Origin of the sequence: Microbulbifer sp. MKSA007 (assembly GCA_032615215.1) — a bacterium.
Lineage (GTDB): Bacteria > Pseudomonadota > Gammaproteobacteria > Pseudomonadales > Cellvibrionaceae > Microbulbifer.
Map to the genome: position 1 here is coordinate 1,622,407 of CP128433.1, position 22,442 is coordinate 1,644,848.

General features: G+C 50.5%; 19 protein-coding genes and 2 pseudogenes. 16 read left to right on the forward strand and 5 right to left on the reverse strand.

Features of this window, described 5'->3' with window-relative positions; genetic code table 11:
• Positions 1 to 107: 107 nt before the first annotated feature.
• On the reverse strand, positions 108 to 947 hold the full coding sequence (locus tag QT397_09915; protein ID WNZ57636.1) for a LytTR family DNA-binding domain-containing protein: 840 nt from the start codon (positions 945 to 947) through the stop codon (positions 108 to 110).
• Positions 944 to 2,116, reverse strand: coding sequence for a histidine kinase (locus QT397_09920; GenBank protein WNZ57637.1), 1,173 nt, complete (start codon positions 2,114 to 2,116; stop codon positions 944 to 946). The genes QT397_09915 and QT397_09920 overlap by 4 nt, the downstream gene beginning before the upstream one ends.
• Before the next feature lie 524 nt (positions 2,117 to 2,640).
• Here QT397_09920 and QT397_09925 point away from each other — a divergent pair.
• The 16 genes and pseudogenes from QT397_09925 to rpoS all read left to right on the forward strand — a co-directional run bounded on the left by QT397_09925 (position 2,641) and on the right by rpoS (position 19,842).
• Complete coding sequence (locus tag QT397_09925) at positions 2,641 to 3,972, forward strand: sugar MFS transporter (protein WNZ57638.1); 1,332 nt, start codon at positions 2,641 to 2,643, stop codon at positions 3,970 to 3,972.
• A gap of 387 nt (positions 3,973 to 4,359) precedes the next feature.
• Positions 4,360 to 6,951: an exo 1,3/1,4-beta-D-glucan glucohydrolase gene (locus tag QT397_09930; GenBank protein WNZ57639.1), complete on the forward strand. Its 2,592-nt coding sequence runs from the start codon at positions 4,360 to 4,362 to the stop codon at positions 6,949 to 6,951.
• 1,065 nt (positions 6,952 to 8,016) lie between these two features.
• Positions 8,017 to 8,685 (forward strand): tRNA lysidine(34) synthetase TilS, encoded by a 669-nt coding sequence (gene tilS / locus QT397_09935; GenBank protein WNZ57640.1) that lies wholly within the window; start codon positions 8,017 to 8,019, stop codon positions 8,683 to 8,685.
• Positions 8,622 to 8,873 (forward strand): hypothetical protein, encoded by a 252-nt coding sequence (locus tag QT397_09940; protein ID WNZ57641.1) that lies wholly within the window; start codon positions 8,622 to 8,624, stop codon positions 8,871 to 8,873. The genes tilS (QT397_09935) and QT397_09940 overlap by 64 nt, the downstream gene beginning before the upstream one ends.
• A gap of 17 nt (positions 8,874 to 8,890) precedes the next feature.
• Complete coding sequence (gene tilS, locus QT397_09945; GenBank protein ID WNZ57642.1) at positions 8,891 to 9,325, forward strand: tRNA lysidine(34) synthetase TilS; 435 nt, start codon at positions 8,891 to 8,893, stop codon at positions 9,323 to 9,325.
• A gap of 125 nt (positions 9,326 to 9,450) precedes the next feature.
• The gene (locus tag QT397_09950; protein WNZ57643.1) at positions 9,451 to 11,085 is read left to right on the forward strand and encodes a CTP synthase; all 1,635 of its coding nucleotides are present in this window, start codon (positions 9,451 to 9,453) and stop codon (positions 11,083 to 11,085) included.
• 57 nt (positions 11,086 to 11,142) lie between these two features.
• Complete coding sequence (gene kdsA, locus QT397_09955) at positions 11,143 to 11,988, forward strand: 3-deoxy-8-phosphooctulonate synthase (GenBank protein ID WNZ57644.1); 846 nt, start codon at positions 11,143 to 11,145, stop codon at positions 11,986 to 11,988.
• Positions 11,989 to 12,131: 143 nt separating this feature from the next.
• Positions 12,132 to 13,417 (forward strand): annotated as a pseudogene (eno, locus tag QT397_09960) (phosphopyruvate hydratase).
• Between the two features lie 95 nt (positions 13,418 to 13,512).
• Positions 13,513 to 13,800: a septum formation initiator family protein gene (locus tag QT397_09965; GenBank protein ID WNZ57645.1), complete on the forward strand. Its 288-nt coding sequence runs from the start codon at positions 13,513 to 13,515 to the stop codon at positions 13,798 to 13,800.
• Positions 13,797 to 14,516, forward strand: a complete 720-nt coding sequence (gene ispD / locus QT397_09970) for a 2-C-methyl-D-erythritol 4-phosphate cytidylyltransferase (GenBank protein WNZ57646.1) — start codon at positions 13,797 to 13,799, stop codon at positions 14,514 to 14,516. The genes QT397_09965 and ispD overlap by 4 nt, the downstream gene beginning before the upstream one ends.
• Positions 14,516 to 15,001, forward strand: coding sequence for a 2-C-methyl-D-erythritol 2,4-cyclodiphosphate synthase (gene ispF / locus QT397_09975; GenBank protein WNZ57647.1), 486 nt, complete (start codon positions 14,516 to 14,518; stop codon positions 14,999 to 15,001). Before ispD ends, ispF begins: the two co-directional genes overlap by 1 nt.
• Complete coding sequence (locus QT397_09980) at positions 14,994 to 15,956, forward strand: tRNA pseudouridine(13) synthase TruD (protein WNZ57648.1); 963 nt, start codon at positions 14,994 to 14,996, stop codon at positions 15,954 to 15,956. Before ispF ends, QT397_09980 begins: the two co-directional genes overlap by 8 nt.
• A gap of 54 nt (positions 15,957 to 16,010) precedes the next feature.
• A complete protein-coding gene (locus tag QT397_09985; GenBank protein WNZ57649.1) occupies positions 16,011 to 16,682 on the forward strand; it encodes a protein-L-isoaspartate(D-aspartate) O-methyltransferase in 672 nt (223 codons plus the stop codon).
• A complete protein-coding gene (locus QT397_09990; GenBank protein WNZ57650.1) occupies positions 16,679 to 17,641 on the forward strand; it encodes a DUF368 domain-containing protein in 963 nt (320 codons plus the stop codon). The genes QT397_09985 and QT397_09990 overlap by 4 nt, the downstream gene beginning before the upstream one ends.
• 194 nt (positions 17,642 to 17,835) lie before the next feature.
• Entirely contained in the window at positions 17,836 to 18,597 is a 762-nt protein-coding gene (locus QT397_09995; protein WNZ57651.1) for a peptidoglycan DD-metalloendopeptidase family protein, read from the forward strand.
• A 226-nt stretch (positions 18,598 to 18,823) separates the two neighbouring features.
• Positions 18,824 to 19,842: pseudogene (gene rpoS / locus QT397_10000) on the forward strand (RNA polymerase sigma factor RpoS).
• A gap of 92 nt (positions 19,843 to 19,934) precedes the next feature.
• Here the strand turns inward: rpoS and QT397_10005 are convergent.
• From QT397_10005 to QT397_10015, 3 genes are all read right to left on the reverse strand, one after another.
• On the reverse strand, positions 19,935 to 20,261 hold the full coding sequence (locus QT397_10005; protein WNZ57652.1) for a YdbL family protein: 327 nt from the start codon (positions 20,259 to 20,261) through the stop codon (positions 19,935 to 19,937).
• Between the two features lie 10 nt (positions 20,262 to 20,271).
• Entirely contained in the window at positions 20,272 to 20,466 is a 195-nt protein-coding gene (locus QT397_10010; GenBank protein WNZ57653.1) for a YnbE family lipoprotein, read from the reverse strand.
• Between the two features lie 181 nt (positions 20,467 to 20,647).
• Entirely contained in the window at positions 20,648 to 22,426 is a 1,779-nt protein-coding gene (locus QT397_10015) for a YdbH domain-containing protein (GenBank protein ID WNZ57654.1), read from the reverse strand.
• Positions 22,427 to 22,442 lie beyond the last annotated feature (16 nt).

Consider the following 22,442-nt stretch of genomic DNA (forward strand, 5'->3'; position numbering starts at 1 on the left):
TTTATGCCGGCTTTTTTGTGTCCGGAATAAATGGCCAATTTGAAATGTATTTGATTGTGGGGGGAGGGGGTACCGGCGATCCCTGCCAGTTTTAGAGAGGTTGGGGGTTAGGAAGCTTGGGGGGCAGTTAGATCAGACTGTTTGTTGGAGTCGAGAAACTCTTTAATCGGTAAGCGATAGTTGCGGCTTACTTTCAGCTTTGCACCGCTGCTCAGGGTGAGAAAGTACTCGCCTTTGGTTAAAACCTTGATATGTACAATAAAGTTCAGGTTAACCAGCGTGGATCTGTGAATGCGTTTAAAAGTGTCTGGGCAGAGTTGTTTTTGCAGGTCTTTAATAGTGCTGCGCATTACATGGGTTTCCCCTTTGGCATGCACACACATATAGTCACCCGCCGCATCGATCCACTCGATATCCGGTTGGCTAACCATGGTGATACTGCCCCGGTCTTTAATGGCGAGACGCTGGGTTGAAGTAGCGGCGTTCTCTCCGCTTGATGCTTTGCCGGCACTGCTTTCGAAAGATCGCATCAGGCGATTTTTCTCTTCCTGATGGCCATCCTCTCCTTTGGATATCATCTGTGCCTGGCGCTGTCGGGCGCGGTCGAGGGCGGTTTCCAGTCGGCGCGGGTCCAGTGGCTTGAGCACATAGTCAACCGCGTGGACTTCAAAAGCCTTAAGGGCGTATTGGTCGTAGGCTGTGGCAAAGATTACCAGGGGCATGGTGTCTGCCTGCAGGTTGCGCACCACATCAAAACCGTTCATTCCTGGCATCTGCACATCGAGAATGAGTAGGTCTGGGTTGTGCTCTGAAACTGCTTGGACAGCTTCCCGGCCATTGCGACAACAGGCGAGAATATCCAGGTCCTTGCGTTCTTCGAGCATACTTTTCAGTAGTCTTAAAGCCAGGGGCTCGTCGTCCACCAGTACGACGCTGAGCTTGCTCATTGAACTTCTCCCTGTGTCAGGTGGGTTGATTGGTTGGAAATTTCCAGTGGAATATTGATGAGTACTTGCATACCGTCATCAGAATTTTTGTTTTGTTCTATTTTGAAATCTTGCGGGTAGAGCGTCGATAGCCGTTCGCGTACGTTTTTGAGGCCCACTCCCGTTGAGGAGGATTCCGGGTCACATTCGCTGGCAAAGTGATCTGGGCAACCGGTGTCGTAGACTTCCAGCACCAGGCGATCATCGGTGTTGTGCGCGTGGATACCGATAGTGCCCCCCATTTCGTTGGGGGCTATGGCATATTTCACCGAGTTTTCCACCAGTGGTTGCAGCAACATACTGGGCACTTGCGCCCGGCGTACAGTTTCATCGATCGATAGGTCTACGGACAACCTGTCGGCAAAGCGGGTTTTCTCAATCTCCAAATAGAGCAATACCGCCTCGATCTCGCGGTCAAGCTCCACTTTCTGCATGGGGTCTTCTTTCAGGGAGAGCCTTAAAAAATCACTGAGGCGCACAACCATTTCTCGCGCTTCATCAGATTGCTGGAATCGAATTAGGGCGTTAATGGAGTTGAGCGTATTGAAGAGAAAATGTGGGTTAAGCTGGTAGCGCAACATTTTTAGTTGCGCTTCATTGGCAATGGCCTCTGCTTGAAGTCTGCGGAGCTGCTCCCGTTCATGTACTGCTGCAACCTCCAGCATTTTCTTGTGCTCTTCATTGAGTAGGAAGTGATATTTTACCCCGCAGTACAGGGCGCTCCAGAATAAAAATACAAATAAAGAAGCGTAATACCAACCGCCGAACTCAGACCAGATCGAGTGTTCACCACTGAGGCGTATATAGGCCTCCATTCGAACCAAGGTCCATATTCCAGAAATAACAGCGACAGCCAGAAGGTAGATCACGGTGCGGAAGGCGAGCTCTGATTCCCAGGCGACATCAAAAATCGGTTTTAGAAACAGGGATAATAAAAATGCAATAGCGCACTGGAATACTGTATTGACAGGCTCGAAGTGAGGCCACTCTGTAGGGGAGTGCCACAGAGTCAGTGAAAGAAAAGTGACCAGCAGTATGCCAACCCAGCTGACCAGCTGTAGTTTCCAAAACCAGCGGGTCGACTGAATTTCAGTGTTCGGTCTCGTATCTAGACGGGTCGAGTACTGCATGATTTCCCGCATATTTAGTATTGTGAAAAGGACGGGATAGACGCTCATCGTCGCGTTCATTATTATCCGCAGAATATTACCTTGCAGAAACGTGACCCGCCAGAGGGGATAGCGCCACGCTTCCGGCTTGTCCCCGAGAAAGTCCTTTTTATCTGATTTCGGGGTGAATAGTCGAGTAATTTTCGGCAATCTCGATTCAGAAGACAACTCCTCTCTATTTTTAAATACGAGTTAATCAGCCCGGACTTCTTTGAGGCTAAAGTTCAGTGGTACTTCTGTTTATCCAGCTCGACACTATTAGATTGTCTATCTGGTCAAAAACGGTAATTTGAAATTTGGTTGAGTAGATAGGTAGTTGCCGTTAATTGTGGTAAAAATGTGCAGGGCCTTTAACGGCTTGAATGAATCCACAGTCGCAAAGGTGATACTAACTTTTGCGCAAAATCATGTGGTGGCGGAAAAAATTCCGGGTGAATGGACCTACCGCTAGAAAGAAATAGTTTAGATTTGGGGATCGGTTTCCGATGAGCCAGATGTTGCCCGAATCGGGGTTCTCCTCGAGCGAGATGGCTAAATATGACACTGATGCCCGTGCCGGAGTAGCGGCCGGCGTTGCCCCGCGTTATATCAACTTAATTGCACTTACGTCCCTATTTCTGATTTGGGGATTTATTACCGGCCTGAACGATGTGCTGGTGCCACACTTAAAAAATGTTTTTGAGTTGAGTTACACCAAGGCTGTCTTGGTGCAGTTTTACTTTTTTGCCGCCTATTTTCTGGTATCTGTGCCGGCAGGCATGTTGTTGAGGCGGGTTGGTTATCAGCTTGGTCTGGTGCTCGGGCTTTTGGTGGCTTGTGCGGGCTGTCTGGTCTTTATCCCCGCTGCCCGCCTACAAATCTACGAAGTGTTTTTGCTGGGGCTGTTTGTTCTGGCTTCCGGGATTACCCTGCTGCAGGTTTCTGCAAACCCCTATGTTATCGCGCTGGGCAGTGCTCGCACGGCGCCCAGTCGACTGAATCTGACCCAGGCTTTTAACTCCCTGGGAACTACCTTGGCACCGGTGATTGGCGGCGCAGTTTTCTTTGCGGGGCTTACTATTTCCGCTGACCCGGATACAGCGGCGAGTATTATTGAGTTCAGGGCCCGCGAAGCGGCTTTGGTTGAGACCCCTTATTTCTGGTTAGCAGTGCTTCTACTGGTGATGGTCGCTTTCTTTTCCTGGATCAGGTTGCCGGCTATTCCCGAGCACCAACAGGGTGGAGGAGCGGATGGTCACGATGTGTTTTCTCTGTGGCGTTTCCCCCGCTTGACCCTGGGGGCTGTAGGTATTTTTGCCTATGTGGGTGCGGAGGTGGCTATTGGCAGTTTTCTGGTGAGTTTCTTTGGTGAACCATCAGTGGCAAAGATGGCACCTTTTGAAGCGTCAAAGTATGTCTCTTATTACTGGGGCGGAGCGATGATTGGGCGCTTTGCCGGGGCCTTTTTGCTGCGCTTTGTCTCTGCTGGAAAAACCCTGGCGGTTTGTGGCCTGGGTTCGGTGGTACTTATAGCAATCGCGATGATGACGTCAGGCCCGATCGCGGTCTGGTCCATAGTTGCAGTGGGCTTGTGCAACTCGATTATGTTCCCGACGATATTCAGCCTGGCTTTGCGCGGGCTGGGCAAACATACCAGCCAGGGTAGCGGTATCTTATGCATGGCAATTGTAGGTGGTGCAATTATTCCTCTTTTCCAGGGAATGCTGGCTGATAGCGCCGGTATACAGTATTCATTTTTGGTGCCTCTGGTGTGTTACTGCTATATCGTTTATTACGGCGCTTTTTCACGAACCCTGCGCGGTAGCGCAGTGGAGTAGAACCTTCTCATTTATCCTTTCCGCCTTGTCTGCAATTTGGACCAGCCCATCGGATTTCTATTGGCCTGTAGAGACAAGTACTGCAATTTGTTGTCATTGCGAACTGTGCCCACTGGGTAGCCATGACTCAGTTTTATGGCCGATCGGTGAATACGGCATTAGCAGAACTTGATTCCGACGAGAGCTGGATCTGGAGTTATCTCTAATATTTCAGCTCGGTGGAGGCAGACCGTGCACAACTGCCGGGGCAGGTGATGTGCGGCATAATAAATATGGCGATAGTAGGTCGCGCTGGGTGTAGGGCTTTGGAGATATTTCCTCTGAAGTTTGTCTGAGCGCAACTCGTAGAGCCAGTTAACAAGCGTGGAATAATTTTGGGAGTTATTCGTGAATTTTAGTAAGCGATTTTCGCTGGGCTTTGTGCTCTGTGCTTCTGTGCTCGCCGGGTGTCATTCCGAGAGCCAACAAACTGAGCCAAAAGCCGATAAAGCGCAGGCCGACACTGGCACCAGTGCCGCCGAGGGCATCGACAACTGGCCTGAACTCAAGCCAGCCTTACCGCGCGATGAAAAGCTGGAAGCCCAAATCACTGAAATCATGTCCCGCATGTCTCTGGAAGAGAAAGTGGGTCAGATGATCCAGGCGGAAATCCGCAGCGTTACTCCTGAAGATGTGAAGACCTATCACCTGGGTTCCGTATTGAATGGTGGTGGCGCCTTCCCGAACAACGATAAGTTTGCCACGCCGCAAGACTGGTTGGCCCTTTCTGACGCCTTCTTTAAGGCTTCTATGGACACTTCCGATGGCGGTGTTGCGATTCCCCTGATTTGGGGTTCCGATGCGGTTCACGGTCACAACAATGTGATCGGTGCGACCCTGTTCCCGCATAATATTGGTCTGGGTGCCGCCCAAGACCCGGAGCTGATTGAGCGTATTGGCAGCGCCACCGCCCGTGAAGTGGCGGTGACCGGTATCGATTGGACTTTCGCTCCTACCGTCGCGGTAGTCCGCGATGACCGCTGGGGCAGAACTTACGAGAGCTATTCCGAAGATCCCAAGATTGTTGCGGATTATGCCGAGGCAATGGTGAAGGGGCTCCAGGGCGAAAAATCCAGCGCTGAATTCCTGCGCGGCGAAAACCTGGTTGCCACTGCCAAGCACTTTGTCGGTGACGGTGGTACGAATCGAGGAATTGACCGAGGTGATAACGCGGTTCCGGAAAAAGAACTGGCAGAGGTCCATGCGGCGGGTTACCTGACGTCTCTGCCGGCTGGCGTACAGACCGTGATGGCTTCATTCAATAGCTGGAACGGTGAAAAACTCCACGGCCACAAATACCTTCTGACCACCGTTCTGAAAGAGCGCCTCGGTTTTGATGGCTTTGTTGTGGGCGACTGGAATGGCCACGGTTTCGTGCCCGGTTGCACCGTAGAGAGCTGTGCAGCGGCGATTAATGCCGGCCTCGATATGTTTATGGTGCCGGCGGACTGGAAAGCCCTGTACAACAACACCCTGGCCCAGGCCAAGAGCGGTGAAATCGGTGCAGAACGCATCGATGATGCTGTTCGCCGTATCCTGCGAGTGAAGATCCGCGCAGGTCTGTTTGACCGCAATATGCCGCTGGCAGGCAAAGACGGCATCCTGGGCAACCCGGAGCATCGGGCAATCGCTCGTGAAGCGGTACGCAAATCCCTGGTGTTGCTGAAAAACAACGACCAGCTGCTGCCATTGGCTGCGGACCAGAATATTCTGGTTGCCGGCGATGGTGCGGATAACCTGTCCAAGCAGAGTGGTGGTTGGACGATCTCCTGGCAGGGTACCGGCAACACGCGCGCAGACTTCCCCGGTGCGACTTCAATCTTTGAAGGTATTTCATCGGCGGTTAAAGCCGCTGGCGGTGAAGCGGTATTGAGTGCGGATGGCAGCTTCTCAGATGCTACTTTTGCCAATGGTAAGGCACCCAAGATTGCTATTGTTGTATTTGGCGAAGAGCCCTATGCAGAGTGGCACGGCGATATTACCAACCTGGAATACCAGCGCGGTAACAAGAAGGATTTGGCGTTGCTGAAAAAACTGCGTGAGCAGGGTGTTCAGGTAGTGAGCGTTTTCCTTTCAGGCCGTCCTCTCTGGATTAACAGTGAATTGAATGCATCCGATGCCTTTGTTGCTGCCTGGCTGCCTGGCTCTGAAGGTGCTGGTGTTGCAGATGTGCTGATTAAAGGCGCCGATGGGGAAGCCCGTTACGACTTTACCGGCAAGCTGCCATTCAGCTGGCCAATGCACAGCTATCAGAATGTCCTGAATCCTTACCACGAGAATTACGAGCCACTGTTTGAGTTGGGCTATGGCCTGGCTGCTGAACAGGAATCCCTGGTGGGTAACGAATTACCGGAGACCAGTGAATCCAGTGCCGGTGGCGGTTTGGAAGAAGCCTGGCTGTTGGTATCCCGCCCGCAAGCTCCCTGGGTGTTGAATATCGCTGAAGCTGGGGCAGAGGTTGTACCTGTACACGGTAACTTCGCGGTTAGCGGAGACGATAAAAATATCACTGTCAGCTCCATCGATATGTCTTCCCAGGAAGATGCTCGACTGATTACCTGGAAAGGCCTGCGCCCTGGTGCAGTTCAGTTGTCTGCTGAATATATGCAGGACCTGAATGTCTACCTGGAAGAGAAATCTGCGCTGACACTGAATATCCGTGTCGATCAGCCAATTGAAAAGCCAGTGGTGGCTACCATGAACTGTGGTGATGGCTGTTCTGCCAAGGTACCGCTGGAGTCTGCGCTGAAATCCATGGAGCAGAAAAGCTGGACTCGGGTTTCTGTAGATCTGCAGTGTTTTGTAAAAGCCGGTGCGGACTTCGGCAAGGTGTTTAGTGCCTTTGGCTTGGAGAGTGAAGCTCCGATGGCTATTGCGGTTGCCAACGTTAAGTTGACCCCGGAAGCTGGAGTATCTGCTGATATTCGTTGTGACGGTTAAGTTACAACACACTTAAAGGGCTAATTACCCTCAGTTCTAACCGGAGCTTGTTTTTTGGTTCCGGTTAGCGGCTGAAACAATTTGTTCTCACAGGAACGGTGCCAGTGTGATGTTCTATCCCGTTGGCACTTCTTTGCCCGCCAATCTCTTCTTTCCAGATATTACTATTTCTTTTATCCCATAGATTTACTACTGGGGTGGAAGGAAAGAATACACTTCACTCGAGACATGCTGTGAATACATCCCTGTAAGCTCCCAATCGGCATCCATGCCTCATAGGGTCCCGAGTGCAGTGTATTATTTCCCTCTCCTTTTTTAGTATATTGGATAGCGTTATCCCACGATAAATCTACCTCTCCTTCAAGTCTAACAAGTCCTCTAGCTAAAACTGCATGACAGTCCTTTTTACATAGCTGTAGCGCTAAAAGTATTTGCTTTAGCTGTGTGGCTGTGGAGTTCTTTTTGGTGTTTGATTGTCAATTTCCGAATTTATCATGTTGGGTTTTTAAATTGGCAGTCAAATGAAAGGGCTGATTTACATACCCGCAGATTATTTTTTGTTAAAGGTGAACGCGGAAAAGTAGATGATGTTCATTGGTTATTCGGAGATTAGAGCGAATGGTTAAATTTTGTGGGTTTAAATATTCGTGGAATGGAGATTGTGAGTGTTAGCTATAAGTCGACTGAGAAAAAATAACCTTCTTCTTTTGGCACAGTTTTGATGGGAGTTGGTATTGGCGGTAGTCGGAAAGTATCACTTTTATTACAAGGGTATAATTTAGGTTAGTGCCCCTAATCCTAAAGTAAACTTCTCCAAGATTAATTTCATCTAATTTTCTGGGTTTTTATATGCGACTAGCGAATCGTTTTAGCAGAGGCAATTGAGGAGTTAGGTAATTTGTTCTTGAAGAGTAAGGTAAAGCCTTTGTGTGAAATTTAACCATTAGTGACCCTCTATTTAATATTGCGGTCTTGGCGCGCCTGAAGTTGTGGGGGCTTTCTTCTATCTGCATTCTGGTCTATTGGCGGTATACTGATTGGAGCTTAGACTTTGTTTAACTCCCCGTGAAAAATGTAAATCCCAGCGAAAAACTCCCACCTCTGATAAAGAATATACTGCAGTCCCACCCTGCCAGCGGCCAGTTGTGGGTGGGGTTTTCTGGTGGTCTGGACTCCACTGTTCTCCTGCACCTTCTGGTAACTTGCCAGATTCCCGTGCGTGCACTTCATATTCACCATGGCCTAAATGCAAATGCGGACATTTGGCTGGCTCACTGTAAAGAGTTTGCTGAAAATCTGGCGGTACCCTTTACAGCCATCCAGGTTACTGTTGATTACAAAGATGGCGGATTGGAGCAGGGGGCTCGCCGGGCGAGATATGCGGCCTTCAATCAGGTGATGTCCGAAGGTGATCAAATTCTTCTCGGTCACCACGCGGATGACCAAGCTGAGACTTTCCTGCTGCGCTTAATGCGGGGCGCGGGCGTGTTGGGATTGGCCAGCATGTCCGAAAGCCGAACTATCGGAGATAATAAGTACTTACTGCGCCCTCTACTCGGAGCGGGGCGAAAAGAGCTAGAGCAGTGGGCTGAGGCTCACGGATTGAGCTGGATTGAAGATGACAGCAATGCGGATGAGGCCTTGGAGCGTAATTTTTTCGGCATCGAGTTGTGCCACTGCTCAACCAGCGTTGGGGAGCGAGTCGCCAGATCGCTCGGGCAGCGGAGAACCTGAGGGAGTCTGCGGACTTACTGTCTGAGTTGGCACTTGCTGACCTGGAGGAGGCTGATTTAAAGGCGGAGCGATTTGGCGAAAGTCTGGCCCTGCCTCGCTTCTTCAGCCTTAGTGAGGGGCGCCGTAAAAACCTTATGCGGCATTGGGTATTGGGCCAAGGGGGCAGCCGCCAGAGTCAGCCCTATTAAATCAGGCGCTTTTCCAGGTGACTCATGCTGCAGAGGACGCACAGCTTGAAGTTAATATGGGTGGGCGAGTGGTACGACGTTTTCGGAATCGCCTTTACCTGACCCCTGAGCTGGCGCCAATTGCCAATAACTCCGATAAAAGTTGGCACTGGGATGGCCGCTCTAATCTCACTCTGCCAGCGGGTGGCATTCTTCGGCCCTTGTCGGATTGGCCAGTGGGCGATTATCGAGTGTGTTATCGCAAAGGAGGGGAGCGTGCGCACCCGGTAAATCGCTCCAGGTCACAAACGCTTAAGAAGCTCTTGCAGGAGTGGGCTCTAGAGCCCTGGCTCAGGGATCGTGTCCCATTGGTATTTTTGGGGGATGATCTGGTGGCTGTCGCGGGGCTCTTTTCATGCAAAGCAGGCTGCGCCATCCCGGATGAACCACCCGGCTGGCGGTTTTTCGATTGAGTGTTAAGGGGGTTTCTGCTACCCTGGCGCCCCGTCTAAAAGGCACCGGGAGAAGCTGGATTATCCGCCCGGGCCAGCCCTGTAAGCTCGACATTCATCGAGCGCTCAACTGACCAAGGTTTTGCATGACGCGCTATATTTTTGTAACTGGTGGCGTGGTTTCCTCGTTGGGGAAAGGTATCGCCTCCGCCTCTTTGGCCGCCATTCTCGAGGCCCGCGGCCTCAAGGTTACCATCCTCAAACTGGACCCCTACATCAACGTAGACCCGGGTACCATGAGTCCCTTCCAGCACGGCGAGGTGTATGTCACCGAGGATGGTGCCGAGACTGACCTGGACCTGGGTCACTACGAACGCTTTATCCGTACCCGGATGTCCAAGCGTAACAACTTCACCACCGGCCGCGTGTACGAAACCGTACTGCGCAAAGAGCGCCGTGGTGACTACTTGGGTGGCACCGTACAGGTGATCCCCCATATTACCGATGAGATCAAGCGCCGCGTTGTAGAAGGTGGCCGCGATGTCGACGTCGCTATTGTTGAAATCGGTGGCACCGTAGGTGATATCGAATCCCAACCGTTCCTGGAATCTGTGCGTCAGCTGCGTGTGGAAATGGGCACCAATCGCGCCCTGTTGATCCACCTGAGCTATGTGCCTTTCCTTGCCACTGCTGGTGAAACCAAGACCAAGCCGACTCAGCACTCTGTTAAAGAGTTACGTTCTATCGGCTTGCAGCCGGATATTCTGCTGTGCCGTTCCGAGCGCGAGATCGATGAGGACTCCCGCCGCAAGATCGCACTATTCACCAATGTTGAAGAGCGCGCTGTTGTACCGCTGCCCGATGCCAAGACCATCTACGGCGTACCGCGTCTTCTGCACAGTTACGGCCTCGACGATATCGTTGTGGAAAAACTGCAGCTGGAATGCCAGGCACCAGACCTTTCCGAGTGGGACGAAGTGGTCGATGGCAAGCTGAACCCGCAGCACGAAGTGAAAATTGCCATGGTCGGCAAATACATGGAGTTGCTGGATGCCTATAAGTCCCTGATCGAGTCCCTGACCCATGCGGGTATCAAGCATCGCTGCAAAGTGGATATCGACTTTATCAACGCTGAAGACGTTGAGGGTGAGAACGGTATTGACCTGATCAAGGATGCCGATGCAATCCTGGTTCCCGGTGGATTTGGTGAGCGCGGTTTAGAGGGCAAGCTTGAATCTGTTCGCTACGCTCGTGAAAACAATATTCCTTACCTGGGCATCTGCCTCGGTTTACAGTCTGTGGTTATCGAGTTCGCGCGCAATGTGCTCGGCCTCGAAGGTGCCAACAGCACTGAATTCAATACTAAAACCCCGCACCCTGTTATTGGCCTGATCACAGAGTGGATCGATAGCGAAGGCAATATCGAGAAGCGCGATGAGCAGTCCGACCTGGGCGGCACCATGCGCTTGGGCGGCCAGGAGTGTCGCTTGGCTAAAGACACTAAGGCTCGCGATATCTACGGCGCAGACGTCATTGTAGAGCGCCACCGCCACCGCTACGAAGTGAACAACAACTACGTTGATCGCCTGCAGCAAGCCGGTTTGAAAATTGGCGGCTGGTCTGCAGACGATACCCTGGTAGAAATGGTTGAATTGCCGAACCATCCCTGGTTCGTTGCTTGCCAGTTCCACCCGGAATTTACTTCAACCCCGCGCGACGGCCATCCGCTGTTCGAAAGCTTTGTTGCCGCCGCAATGAAGCAGCGTGAAAACCAGGGTTAAAAAATAATTCCGCCTTAGCTCTAAGTTAGTTGAGGCGGAGATAACAGGGAGTAAACTGTGAAAACAATTGAAGTCGGAAATATCCAGGTCGCCAACGATAAGCCCTTTGCGCTGTTTGGCGGTATGAATGTATTGGAATCCCGCGACCTGGCGATGCAGGTGGCTGAGCACTATGTAAAAGTCACTGAAAAACTGGGTATTCCCTATGTTTTTAAAGCGTCTTTTGACAAGGCGAATCGCTCTTCCATCAATTCCTATCGCGGACCGGGAATGGAAGAGGGCCTGAAGATTTTTCAGGAAATCAAAGACACCTTTAAGGTTCCCTTGATTACCGATGTCCACGAAGTACATCAGGCTGCTCCGGTTGCCGAAGTCGTGGATATTATCCAGCTGCCGGCCTTCCTGGCCCGCCAGACTGATCTGGTCACCGCTATGGCAGCGACTGGTGCAGTGATCAACGTTAAAAAGCCCCAGTTTATGAGCCCCCCGCAAGTTAAAAATGTGGTGGAGAAATTTGCTGAGTGCGGCAACGAAAATATTCTTTTGTGTGAGCGCGGAGCCTGCTTTGGCTACGACAACCTGGTTGTGGATATGCTGGGCTTCAGCACCATGATCAATGCCTCCGGTGGTGCGCCGCTGATTTTTGACGTTACCCACTCACTGCAAATGCGCGATCCTTCCGGTGCAGCCTCTGGTGGTCGCCGTGCACAGGTCACTGAGCTGGGCCGCGCAGGTTTGGCTATCGGTATTGCCGGCCTGTTCTTGGAAGCACACCCGAATCCAGACAAAGCATTGTGTGATGGCCCCAGTGCATTGCCACTGGAAAAGCTGGAGCCATTCCTGGCGCAGATGAAAGCGGTAGATGACCTGATCAAAGGTTTTGAGCCGCTGGATACGAAATAAAAAAGAAATATTTTTGCGCGCCCTGATCGGGCGTGCGGCACTTTCCCCTCTGCTATCTGGCCTGAGCGCTGTAGCAAAAAGTGCGTAAAGTCTGATTTACGAAAACCTATTTTCAGTAAGTACCAATACGGAGCCCATTGTAAATGAGCAAGATTGTCGCTGTTAAAGCCTTTGAAGTAATGGATTCTCGCGGTAACCCTACCGTTGAAGCCGATGTAATCCTGGAGGATGGTTCTATTGGCTCCGCCTGCGCCCCCTCCGGTGCCTCCACTGGCTCCCGTGAAGCGCTGGAACTTCGCGATGGCGATAAAAGCCGTTACTTGGGTAAGGGTGTCCTGAAAGCAGTTGAAAATATCAACACTACTATCGCTGACCTGCTCAAGGGTATGGATGCTACTGATCAGCGCGCCCTGGACAAGGCGATGATCGATGCCGACGGCACTGAAAATAAGGCGAACTTCGGCGCCAACGCTATTTTGGCGGTTTCCCTGGCTGCCGCTAAAGCAGCTGCTGCTTCCAAAAAATCCCTTTGTATCAGCACATTGCTGAGGTAAACGGCACTCCGGGCGAGTACTCCATGCCGGTACCGATGATGAATATCCTTAATGGCGGCGAACACGCTGACAACAATGTGGATATCCAGGAATTTATGGTTCAGCCGGTTAAGGCTGAATCTTTTGCTGAAGCTCTGCGCCAAGGTGCTGAGATCTTCCACTCCCTGAAAAAAGTACTGTCCAGCAACAGCCTGAACACTGCAGTTGGCGATGAAGGTGGCTTTGCTCCGAACCTGCCTTCCAACGAAGCGGCACTGAAAGTCATCGCTGAAGCGGTAGAAAAGGCCGGTTACACCCTGGGCGATGACATTACCCTGGCTCTGGACTGCGCTTCTTCCGAGTTCTACAAAGATGGCAAGTACGATCTGGCTGGCGAAGGCAAGCAGTTCGATAGCGAAGGTTTTGCCAGCTACCTGGCCGATCTGTCCGCCAACTATCCGATCCTGTCTATCGAAGACGGTATGGACGAGAGTGATTGGGACGGTTGGAAAGTTCTCACCGACAAAATTGGTGAAAAAGTACAGCTGGTAGGCGACGACTTGTTCGTAACCAACACCAAGATCCTGAAAGAAGGTATCGAGAAAGGTGTCGGTAACTCTATCTTGATCAAGTTCAACCAGATCGGCTCCCTGTCCGAGACTCTGGATGCGATCAAAATGGCTAAAGATGCGGGCTACACCGCTGTGATCTCTCACCGCTCCGGTGAGACCGAAGATACCACTATTGCGGATCTGGCGGTTGCGACTGCTGCTGGTCAAATCAAGACCGGTTCCCTTTGCCGCTCAGACCGCGTAGCCAAGTACAACCGTCTGCTGCGCATCGAAGCTGAGCTGAATGGCTCCGCTCCTTATCGCGGCCGCGCTGAATTCAAGTAATCCATTATTTGAATTAGCGTGCAAGTACTACAAAGAGGGGCCAGCCCCTCTTTGTAGTACTATAAATACGAACAAGCGAAATATCGTAATCTCGTATGAAATGGCTGCTGGCAATACTCACCATTATGCTCCTCGCCACCCAGTACCGACTTTGGGTTGGTGAAGGTAGTCTCGCCGAAGTTACCCGTCTCAAGCGTCAATTAGCCCAACAGCAAGAAAAAAATATCGCGCTGGTGCGGGAAAACCGTCAACTGTTCAGGGAAGTTCGCAGTTTGAAAGTTGGCACTGATGGTGTGGAAGCGAAAGCCCGTTATGACCTGGGACTGATCAAGGAAGGGGAAACACTGTTTATCTTCCTGGATAAGGAAGAGGCTGAAAATTGATTAAGGATTATTGGGTCATTGTACCCGCTGCCGGCGTTGGCAAACGTATGGGGGCTGATCGCCCGAAACAGTACCTGCCATTGCTCGGGCGACCACTGCTATCCCTGACTTTAAAAAATATTCTTGGGTGGCCAGGTTTGGCTGGCGTTGTAGTATCGCTATCGGAGCAGGATACCTACTTCCCTCACCTGAAAGAAGCAAACCACCCCTTGGTACACACCGTCATTGGTGGAGCTGAGAGAGCAGACTCTGTTCAGTCCGCCCTGGATTTCCTGGCGGGGCGAGAAAGCGGCGATACTCCGGTTTTAGTCCACGATGCTGCACGACCCTGTGTGTCTGAGCGCGATATTTGCGCTTTACTCAGTGACGAAGTCTCACCGATGGCACTTTTGGCGCGCCCCGCAAGCGACACATTAAAGCGCAGTCATATGACTGGCGGTGTAGCCTGTGTGGAAGAAACGGTTGACCGCGAAAGTATTTGGTTGGCGCAAACCCCGCAACGTGCCCCTCTCAGCACTTTGCACTCATGCCTTGGTAAAGCCCTGGAGCAAGGGGTTGCTGTAACCGATGAAGCCAGCGCACTGGAGTTTTTTGGCCATTCACCGCAATTGGTAACGGGTGATAGTGACAATATTAAAGTGACGCACCCCGCCGATATCATAATTGCAGAAACTATTTTACGTCTGCGCTACTCCCCGACTGAGGATAAGCGATAGTGAGTTTTCGAATAGGCCAGGGCTTTGATGTGCACGCATTTGGCCCTGGTGATCATGTAGTGCTCGGAGGAGTACAAATCCCCTATGGGTATGGTTTGGTAGCTCATTCTGATGGGGATGTTTTACTGCACGCCCTATCGGATGCCTTACTGGGTGCTCTGGCCCTGGGAGATATCGGTAAACACTTTCCCGATAACGATGAACAATTTGCCGGAGCGGATAGTAGAAACCTGCTTCGACATGTTGTTGGATTAATCGATAGTAAAGGGTATCGCCTGGTTAATGTGGATATGACGTTGATTGCCCAGGCCCCCAAAATGGCTCCGCATATCGATGGAATGCGAGTCAATATTGCCGCTGACTGTGGTGTTGATTGCGATGCGGTCAGTGTCAAAGCAACCACTACAGAAAAGCTTGGATTTACTGGTCGCGGTGAGGGTATCGCCGCGCAAGCTACTGTTTTATTAGAGCGCAAAGATGTCTGAAGTTTGGAACCTGGATTGGCCCCGAGCGCTTGGGGGTGCGGTAATTTCTGGCGATTTTCGCACAGAACCAGAAGATTTTATTGTCGATGAACTGGCTATGCCGCCGGCTGATAAAGATGGCGAGCATGTTTACTTGCAGGTTAAAAAGCGCGGGGCAAATACCGCCTGGGTTGCCAAGGAATTGGCGAAGTTAGCTGGGGTGCAAAGCCGGGATGTCAGCTTTTATGGCTTGAAAGACCGACATGCTGTTACCACTCAATGGTTCAGTGTATGGCTCGGACAAAAGCCAGAAGCAGACTGGTCGCAAATAAACAGCGATGAGATTTCATTGCTCCAGGCCTTCCGGGGACCACGCAAGTTGCGTCGTGGCGAGCATATGGGGAATCGCTTCAAGATTCGGCTGCGCAATGTAGAAGGTGACCGGGACAAAGCAGAAGAAGTACTTCAGCTGATTCCCAAAGGGGTGCCCAATTACTTCGGTGAACAGCGCTTTGGGATTGATGGCAATAACCTTAGCTTGGCAAAAAACTTAGCTGAAGAAGACGGTCGCTGCCGCAAAAGCGAAAAGGCTTTTGCCATGTCTGCTGCCCGTAGCTGGCTGTTCAACCAGGTTTTGGCTGAACGAGTTAACACCGGAACCTGGCAGAGCCCTCTCGTTGGAGAGCCTGAAGATTACCCAACCGGGCCTCTTTGGGGGCGTGGCAGAAACCTGTCAACGGATGCCCTGGGGCAGTTGGAAGAGCAAGTGTTGTCCCCGTGGCAGCCTTGGTGCAACTGGCTGGAGCACTGCGGTCTTAGCCAGGAGCGCCGGGCCATGATTTTATCCCCGGAGGCATTTCGCTATGAGTGGGAAGGTGATCATTTAATCGTCGAATTTGCCTTGCCACCGGGTACTTTTGCTACGGCTTTGCTACGGGAGATAGCTCAGCTGGTCAATGTTAAACAGTGCACATAAAATTTGTATTTAGGTGACTGGCACTGTTGCACAAATCATGGACAAGAAAAGAATATGGATCGCTTGAGACAAGAAGGTCTGGGGATGACTTCCCAGCGAACCCGTAATCGCTTGATCCAGCGATTGCGGGAAGAGGGGATATCCAACGAGGAGGTACTAGATGTAATGGCATCTACACCTCGACACCTCTTTTTGGATGAGGCCCTGGCTATTCGGGCTTATGAAGATACTGCTTTGCCCATAGGGTATGGCCAAACTATTTCCCAGCCATACATTGTCGCCCGTATGACTGAACTCCTACTGAGTAGAGCCAAGTCTCTACACCGAGTTCTGGAAGTGGGTACGGGCTCTGGCTACCAAACGGCCATTCTTGCTCGCTTGGTCGAACAACTTTATTCCGTCGAGCGTGTCGAACCTCTATTGGAAACCGCTCGCCATCGGTTGGGGGAGCTGGGTTATAGCAATGTAGAGTACAAGCTCAGCAATGGGGGCTTTGGTTGGAAAGACGAGGGTCCTTACGATGCAATCCTGGCTGCAGCAGCACCTGCAATGATTCCTGATGAGCTGCGAGAACAGCTGGCTCCCAATGGGGTTCTGGTAATTCCGGTGGGGGCTGAGCAACAATACCTGACGATGGTGACTCGTCGTGAGGATAGTAATAAGTTTGATGTGGAAAAGTTGGAAGCGGTACGTTTCGTGCCTTTACTCGGTGGCGTGGTTCGATGAGATTTACTGAGGTTCTAAAAAGTCGCTACCCCGGAGTACTTCTGCGGGGAATGGCAATGGGGGCTGCCGATGTGGTACCCGGTGTTTCCGGGGGAACTATTGCCTTTATTACCGGCATCTACCAGGAGCTTTTGGACTCCCTCAGTCGAATAGGCCCGCATTGTATTACAGTGTGGCGGAAGGAGGGGTTTCTATCCACTTGGCGCTATATTAATGGGAGCTTTCTGCTCTCTCTTTTCCTTGGGGTATTGTTGAGCGTTTTTAGCTTGGCCCACCTGATTAGTGGCTTACTGCAAAATTATCCAATTGTTGTGTGGTCTTTCTTTTTCGGTTTGGTTCTCGCCTCAATTGTTCCCATTGTGAGAAATATCCCCCGGTGGTCGCCATCTGTTTTGGTTTTTCTCGCACTGGGTATTGCGCTTGCAGTAACAGTGAGTGAGATGCGGCCTTCGGAGATACCGGCAACTCCACTTACGCTGTTTTTATCAGGTGCTTTGGCAATATGTGCGATGGCACTACCGGGAATTTCCGGCGCTTTCCTGCTGTTATTAATCGGGATATACCCCAAGGTTTTAGCTGCAGTTCATGAACTCCAAATTTCAAACCTATTGTGCTTTGCGGCAGGGGCGGCAATAGGGCTGATGCTCTTCAGTCGCTTGTTGTCTTGGCTGATGCACAAATATGTAGCTAGGACACTGGCATTTCTTGCCGGGGTTTTGTTGGGTAGTTTGAAGATTATTTGGCCCTGGAAACTGCCAATGTCCGGGGAAATCGAAGCATCAAGCAAATTGGCCCCTTTGCTATCCAACACTTCTCCGCTAACTTATGTCGAGCAAACCGGCGACAGTGCTCATTTGGGGGGCGCAATTGTTGCGGCTCTAGTGGCAGCGCTCTTAGTTCTCGCTGTAGACTTCTTTGGCAAGGTGCACAGAGAGAAGTCTTGCGCCACTCCGCAATAAGATCTGGAAAATCTCGGTATGGCAGCGTTTTATCAAACTTTTCCAGAGATTTTTGGAGCTTTTCTTTAGACACTTTTTCCATAAATGCCGTGGTCTGATGTAAAAAGAGAATAATGGAATGTCATCTTTTGCAACCTCTTGAGCGCCGATGTTGGCGGAACAAACTCCCTAAAATCGGTCATTGTTTGTGGGGGGTGTTTAAAATATTAGGCTTGCTGGTTCTGCTGCAGGCCGTTTCCTCCTGTTCCAGCCATAAGGCTCCCTCAAGCTCCCTACGCCAGCCCCCGAGTATCAAAATTACCCACCACACGGTAGGTAAAGGGGATACCCTTTATTCGATAGCCTGGCGTTACGGCAAGGATTTTCGCCAATTGGCGGCGATAAATGGTATCCGCTCCCCTTATCAAATATATCCTGGGCAGAGAATCAGGCTGACGGGTTCAGTGCCAACCAAGAGCACTGCCGGCACGCAAAAGAAGCAAAAAGCGCCAGTCGCAAAAGCTAAACCGAAAACAACACAAACGACCACTGCTAAAAAATCTTTAACACCAAGCCCAAAGCGCCAATCAACAGCATCTCGCCGGAGCGGATCGGTCAACTGGCGCTGGCCCGCCAAGGGGAAAGTGATTAGTCACTTCCGCTCTGGGGACCCATTGCGTAAGGGAGTTGATATCGCGGGTGAAAAGGGTGAGTCTGTACTGGCAGCGGCTGATGGCACCGTGATCTACGCAGGAAGCGCCTTGAGAGGTTATGGAAAGCTGCTGATCGTCAAGCACAACGAGGTTTACCTCAGTGCCTATGCACACAATCACCGGTTGCTCGTAAAGGAGGGCAGCAGGGTAAAGGCGGGGCAAAGGATAGCGGAACTGGGTTCGAGTGGTACCGACCGCAACAAGCTCCACTTTGAGATTCGCAAAAACGGTCAGCCAGTAGACCCTCTTGCCTACTTACCGTAAGTTCACGGCCGCAGTAAAGCTCTGCAAATAAAAATGGACTTTTAACTAGTACCACTTGAGGTAGTCACTGTAATCGTGGCCATCCCAGGGTCAGCCGATTCAGTGGCTGTCGCCACATACCTGCGGCATTGATAGTTGTGTTATCAATGTCCGAGTGTGTTGTGCGGCTGAAATTGGCAAAGTACAAGGAGCAGGGGAAATGGAAGCACAACGGCAAGACCAGTCTATGGCTGGCCAGGCAGAAGACTTTCCTCCTGAGTTAGACGTTGAAAATGATGAGCAGAAATTAGGTTCAACTGAAGCAGGTGTTAGTCGCACGCGGAAATCTGCGGCTAAAAAGAGTTCCGCACCCTCCCAGGCAGAGAAAAGTAGAGTTTGTAGATTGGATGGCGATGGCCATTTGCAGAAAAATCTCGACGCTACTCAACTCTATCTCAATGAAATTGGATTCTCCCCCTATTGACCGCAGAAGAAGAGGTGTATTACGCGCGCAAGGCTTTGCGTGGAGATGCTGCGGCAAGAAAACGAATGATCGAGAGCAATCTTCGCCTTGTTGTAAAGATTGCTCGCCGCTACGTTAGCCGAGGTTTGGCACTGCTGGACCTTATTGAGGAAGGCAATCTGGGCCTGATTCGAGCAGTTGAGAAGTTTGATCCAGAGAGAGGTTTTCGCTTTTCCACTTACGCCACCTGGTGGATACGTCAGACGATAGAACGGGCCATAATGAATCAGACCCGGACCATACGCCTGCCCATCCATGTCGTGAAAGAGTTAAACGTGTACTTGCGTGCATCTCGAGAGTTGGCGCAAAAGCTGGATCACGAGCCATCCGCAGAAGAAATTGCGACCCTCCTTGAGAAGCCAGTCGAAGATGTCGAGCGTATGCTGGGGCTCAATGAGCGGGTTACTTCTGTAGATACTCCCATTGGGCCCTCTTCTGAGAAGACCTTGGTAGATACCATCCCCGATCAGCAGGAATCTGACCCAGCAGAGCTTTTACAGGACAGGGACCTTTTTGACAGCATCAACCGCTGGTTGGGAGAGTTACCTGACAAACAGTGTGAAGTGGTCTCTAGGCGGTTTGGTTTGCGCGGTTTTGAAGCGAGCACCCTGGAAGAAGTAGGGCGTGAAATCGGTCTCACCAGGGAGCGGGTCAGGCAGATACAGGTGGATGCACTGAAACGTTTAAGAGAGGTTATGGAGAAGCAGGGGCTCGACGGGCATTCACTATTTGGCAATTTGTAGCCTCTACTCCTTGATAATACCCCACTGCCAGTTTCTGGCTGTGGGGTTTTTTATCATCTCTTCTTGCTGAGCTGAAGTCTTCGGGCTATGAGTTACTTCCTTACCCAGCGTCCCAGGTTGTCCTGGTAGTATTCTCCGGGTGACAAGCGGGCTTCCAACTTTTCAGCGGCGCGTGTTGCCACCTGGGCTATATCAATTTTATTGCGCTCAGCGATTCGAGCGTAAGCAGCTTTTCGCTTGGCATTCACTTCTTTGACCAGTTTTTCCAGTTCTGGTGAGCTGGCATCTACGATAGCGATGTATCCGCTATTGGCTTCACCAACCAGGCCCTTACTTTTGGCTTCATTTAGGGAAATTGCCATTGCAGGCAGGGCGATTAATAAGCTCAGTGCCAAAAAGGCTTTCATTAATGTCTTCATATTTGCCTCCTTAGAAAATCCCTTCCTTGTCTTCAAACAGGTTGTCCAGGTCCTTGTCGACCTTGACCCGAATTTCGTGCTCAATTTTCACATTCAGGTTTACTGTAATTGGCTCACTGGGAGCCTTTACCGCTACAGTGGGTGTACACCCTGTAGCAACCATAGCGTATAGCAGCCCCATAGGAATCAGTCGGCTGGCTTTCATCTGACACTCCTCACAGTACCTCTTTGGTACCCTTTTACTTTTTGTACCTAGCCCGTGTTACCTGCCTGGTTCAGCAGGTGAGTTGGATGCCGGCAGACCCAAGTATTTTATTGAGTCAACCTTAACCGGTGATGAACCAAGCAGGCTTGTACATACCAATAAAGGCTACTTCACTCCTGACCTATTGGTCCAGCTGCTTTTCTAGGGTTTCAGTCAAATCACGACTGGCTTGCAATGAGCGCAACATGTCTGGGATATTGTTTTCAAGGTTCAGGTTGATCACCAGGTCTCGATCAGAATCGATAGCCTCACTTCGCCCAACCAGCTTTAGCTGTAGTTGGAGATCTCCGCTGGCTGGATAGTCTATGCTGCCTTCCAGTGTTTGAAACTCATAATCTTCCAATGCATTGGCTATCAACTTGAGTTGAGGGTTGCTTGCCAGCATCTGCGGAGAAAAGGCTCCGTAGTAGCGCAAGCGTCCGCCTGGAGCTTCACCCTGAAGGTGACCGGCTTCCACAGTGATGCCCTCAGGCCCCGTTACAATGGGGATTTCTAAATTAATTAGCCCGCTGGCCTCAAAGTTCTCTGAGTCCGTCTCCTGTGCTAAAGCCTCTAGAGAAATACCTTGTGCATGTACAATGCTTTTTCGAGTCTCTTCAGCGAGATTCCAAATAAGGGCTGATGAAGTAACCTTGCCTTGCAAAAAGTCAGCAGAAAAATTATGCAATGTAATATCTTTCTGTTTATCCAGTTGCAGTGATAACTGGATATTTTTTACTGGTAAACCCGCGTTAATAGATTCTATCGATAGTGAGTATGGTGTAGGTGTGATCCAGTGCCCATCTTCGTTTTCTACTTTTAGATCTCCACTGATTCCGGTGGCAAAACTATCCTTATAGGTTGCTGCAATATCGTCCAATGAAACATGGATACTATCTTTGGACCGGGGGTGCAAAGACACAGAACCACCGGCAGAAAGTCTGCCCGAGACGATATTGAGGGGAAGCCCCTGGATCGTATCGTTTAGAGAGCGATCCGTACTAAAGGTAACTTCAGGAACGGAAAATTCAACTCCACCTGAGGATTTTGATAAGTCGTAAGAGCCGCTTAAATCAATTTTAATTGCACCTGCTTTAATTTGACTATGACTTGTTAGCTTATTGTGTTGCAGGGATAGCTTGCCTTTGGCTGAAGAGTTAACCTTGTACTTTTCCGATGTCTCAATCTCTAAATTGTTACTATTAAATTCACTGTCCAGCGCTGCAGCACCATTTTTGATGGTAACGATACTATCAAGAAAATTGAGGTCTCCAGAAAGGGAAAATTGCTCGGTGTTGATAATTCCAAACTGACTGCTTATTTCTGGGAGAGTGCAGATTGTAGGTTCTGTTACTTCGCAGTGTACTGTTGGTATATCTAAGTTTACTCTGTCAGCCGCCAATGTTTTGGTTGCTATTTTTTCTCCAGATACTTTAATGCTCTCTAGCGTGAATTTTTGACCTTTAAGATTGCTTTCAATCTTTGCCTTGGCCGTTGAGCTCAGATTGGTAACTGCTAATTCTCTGGCCCGCTCATAAAGTTGGGGTACCTTTGTCTTCAGCTCAAAGTTACAGGCACTGATATCAGAGAAGTGACATTGTATGCCGCTAGCGGTTAACTGTACTGTCGAGTCCCCATTGGAGCCTTGTATTGTTGCAGTTAGAGATCCTTGTTCGACCTCAATATCTCTTTTGTTGGGATTGGTCAGGTCACCTGTAATGGAGATAAGATCTTTAATGCTTGCCTGAATCTTGCTTTGATGTAATCCGGTAGTAATTAAAGGCGAGTTTTTCCCTGATGTGGGAGCTGAAATATCCAATTGAATAGTTTGGTTTGGTATTAATTCTAATTGAAAGCTATTTACTTCTGGAGAGTTAATATTGTTAAGCGAACTTAGTTGAAGTTTACCCTTAAATGCCACATCTCCATTAACACTA

Excerpts from the sequence above, each read along its gene's own strand:
- QT397_09915 (WNZ57636.1), bottom strand. The coding sequence starts at position 947 with ATGAGCAAGCTCAGCGTCGTACTGGTGGACGACGAGCCCCTGGCTTTA.
- QT397_09920 (WNZ57637.1), bottom strand. The coding sequence starts at position 2,116 with ATGCAGTACTCGACCCGTCTAGATACGAGACCGAACACTGAAATTCAG.
- QT397_09925 (WNZ57638.1), top strand. The coding sequence starts at position 2,641 with ATGAGCCAGATGTTGCCCGAATCGGGGTTCTCCTCGAGCGAGATGGCT.
- QT397_09950 (WNZ57643.1), top strand. The coding sequence starts at position 9,451 with ATGACGCGCTATATTTTTGTAACTGGTGGCGTGGTTTCCTCGTTGGGG.
- QT397_09965 (WNZ57645.1), top strand. The coding sequence starts at position 13,513 with ATGAAATGGCTGCTGGCAATACTCACCATTATGCTCCTCGCCACCCAG.
- QT397_09980 (WNZ57648.1), top strand. The coding sequence starts at position 14,994 with ATGTCTGAAGTTTGGAACCTGGATTGGCCCCGAGCGCTTGGGGGTGCG.
- QT397_09985 (WNZ57649.1), top strand. The coding sequence starts at position 16,011 with ATGGATCGCTTGAGACAAGAAGGTCTGGGGATGACTTCCCAGCGAACC.
- QT397_09990 (WNZ57650.1), top strand. The coding sequence starts at position 16,679 with ATGAGATTTACTGAGGTTCTAAAAAGTCGCTACCCCGGAGTACTTCTG.
- QT397_10005 (WNZ57652.1), bottom strand. The coding sequence starts at position 20,261 with ATGAAGACATTAATGAAAGCCTTTTTGGCACTGAGCTTATTAATCGCC.
- QT397_10010 (WNZ57653.1), bottom strand. The coding sequence starts at position 20,466 with ATGAAAGCCAGCCGACTGATTCCTATGGGGCTGCTATACGCTATGGTT.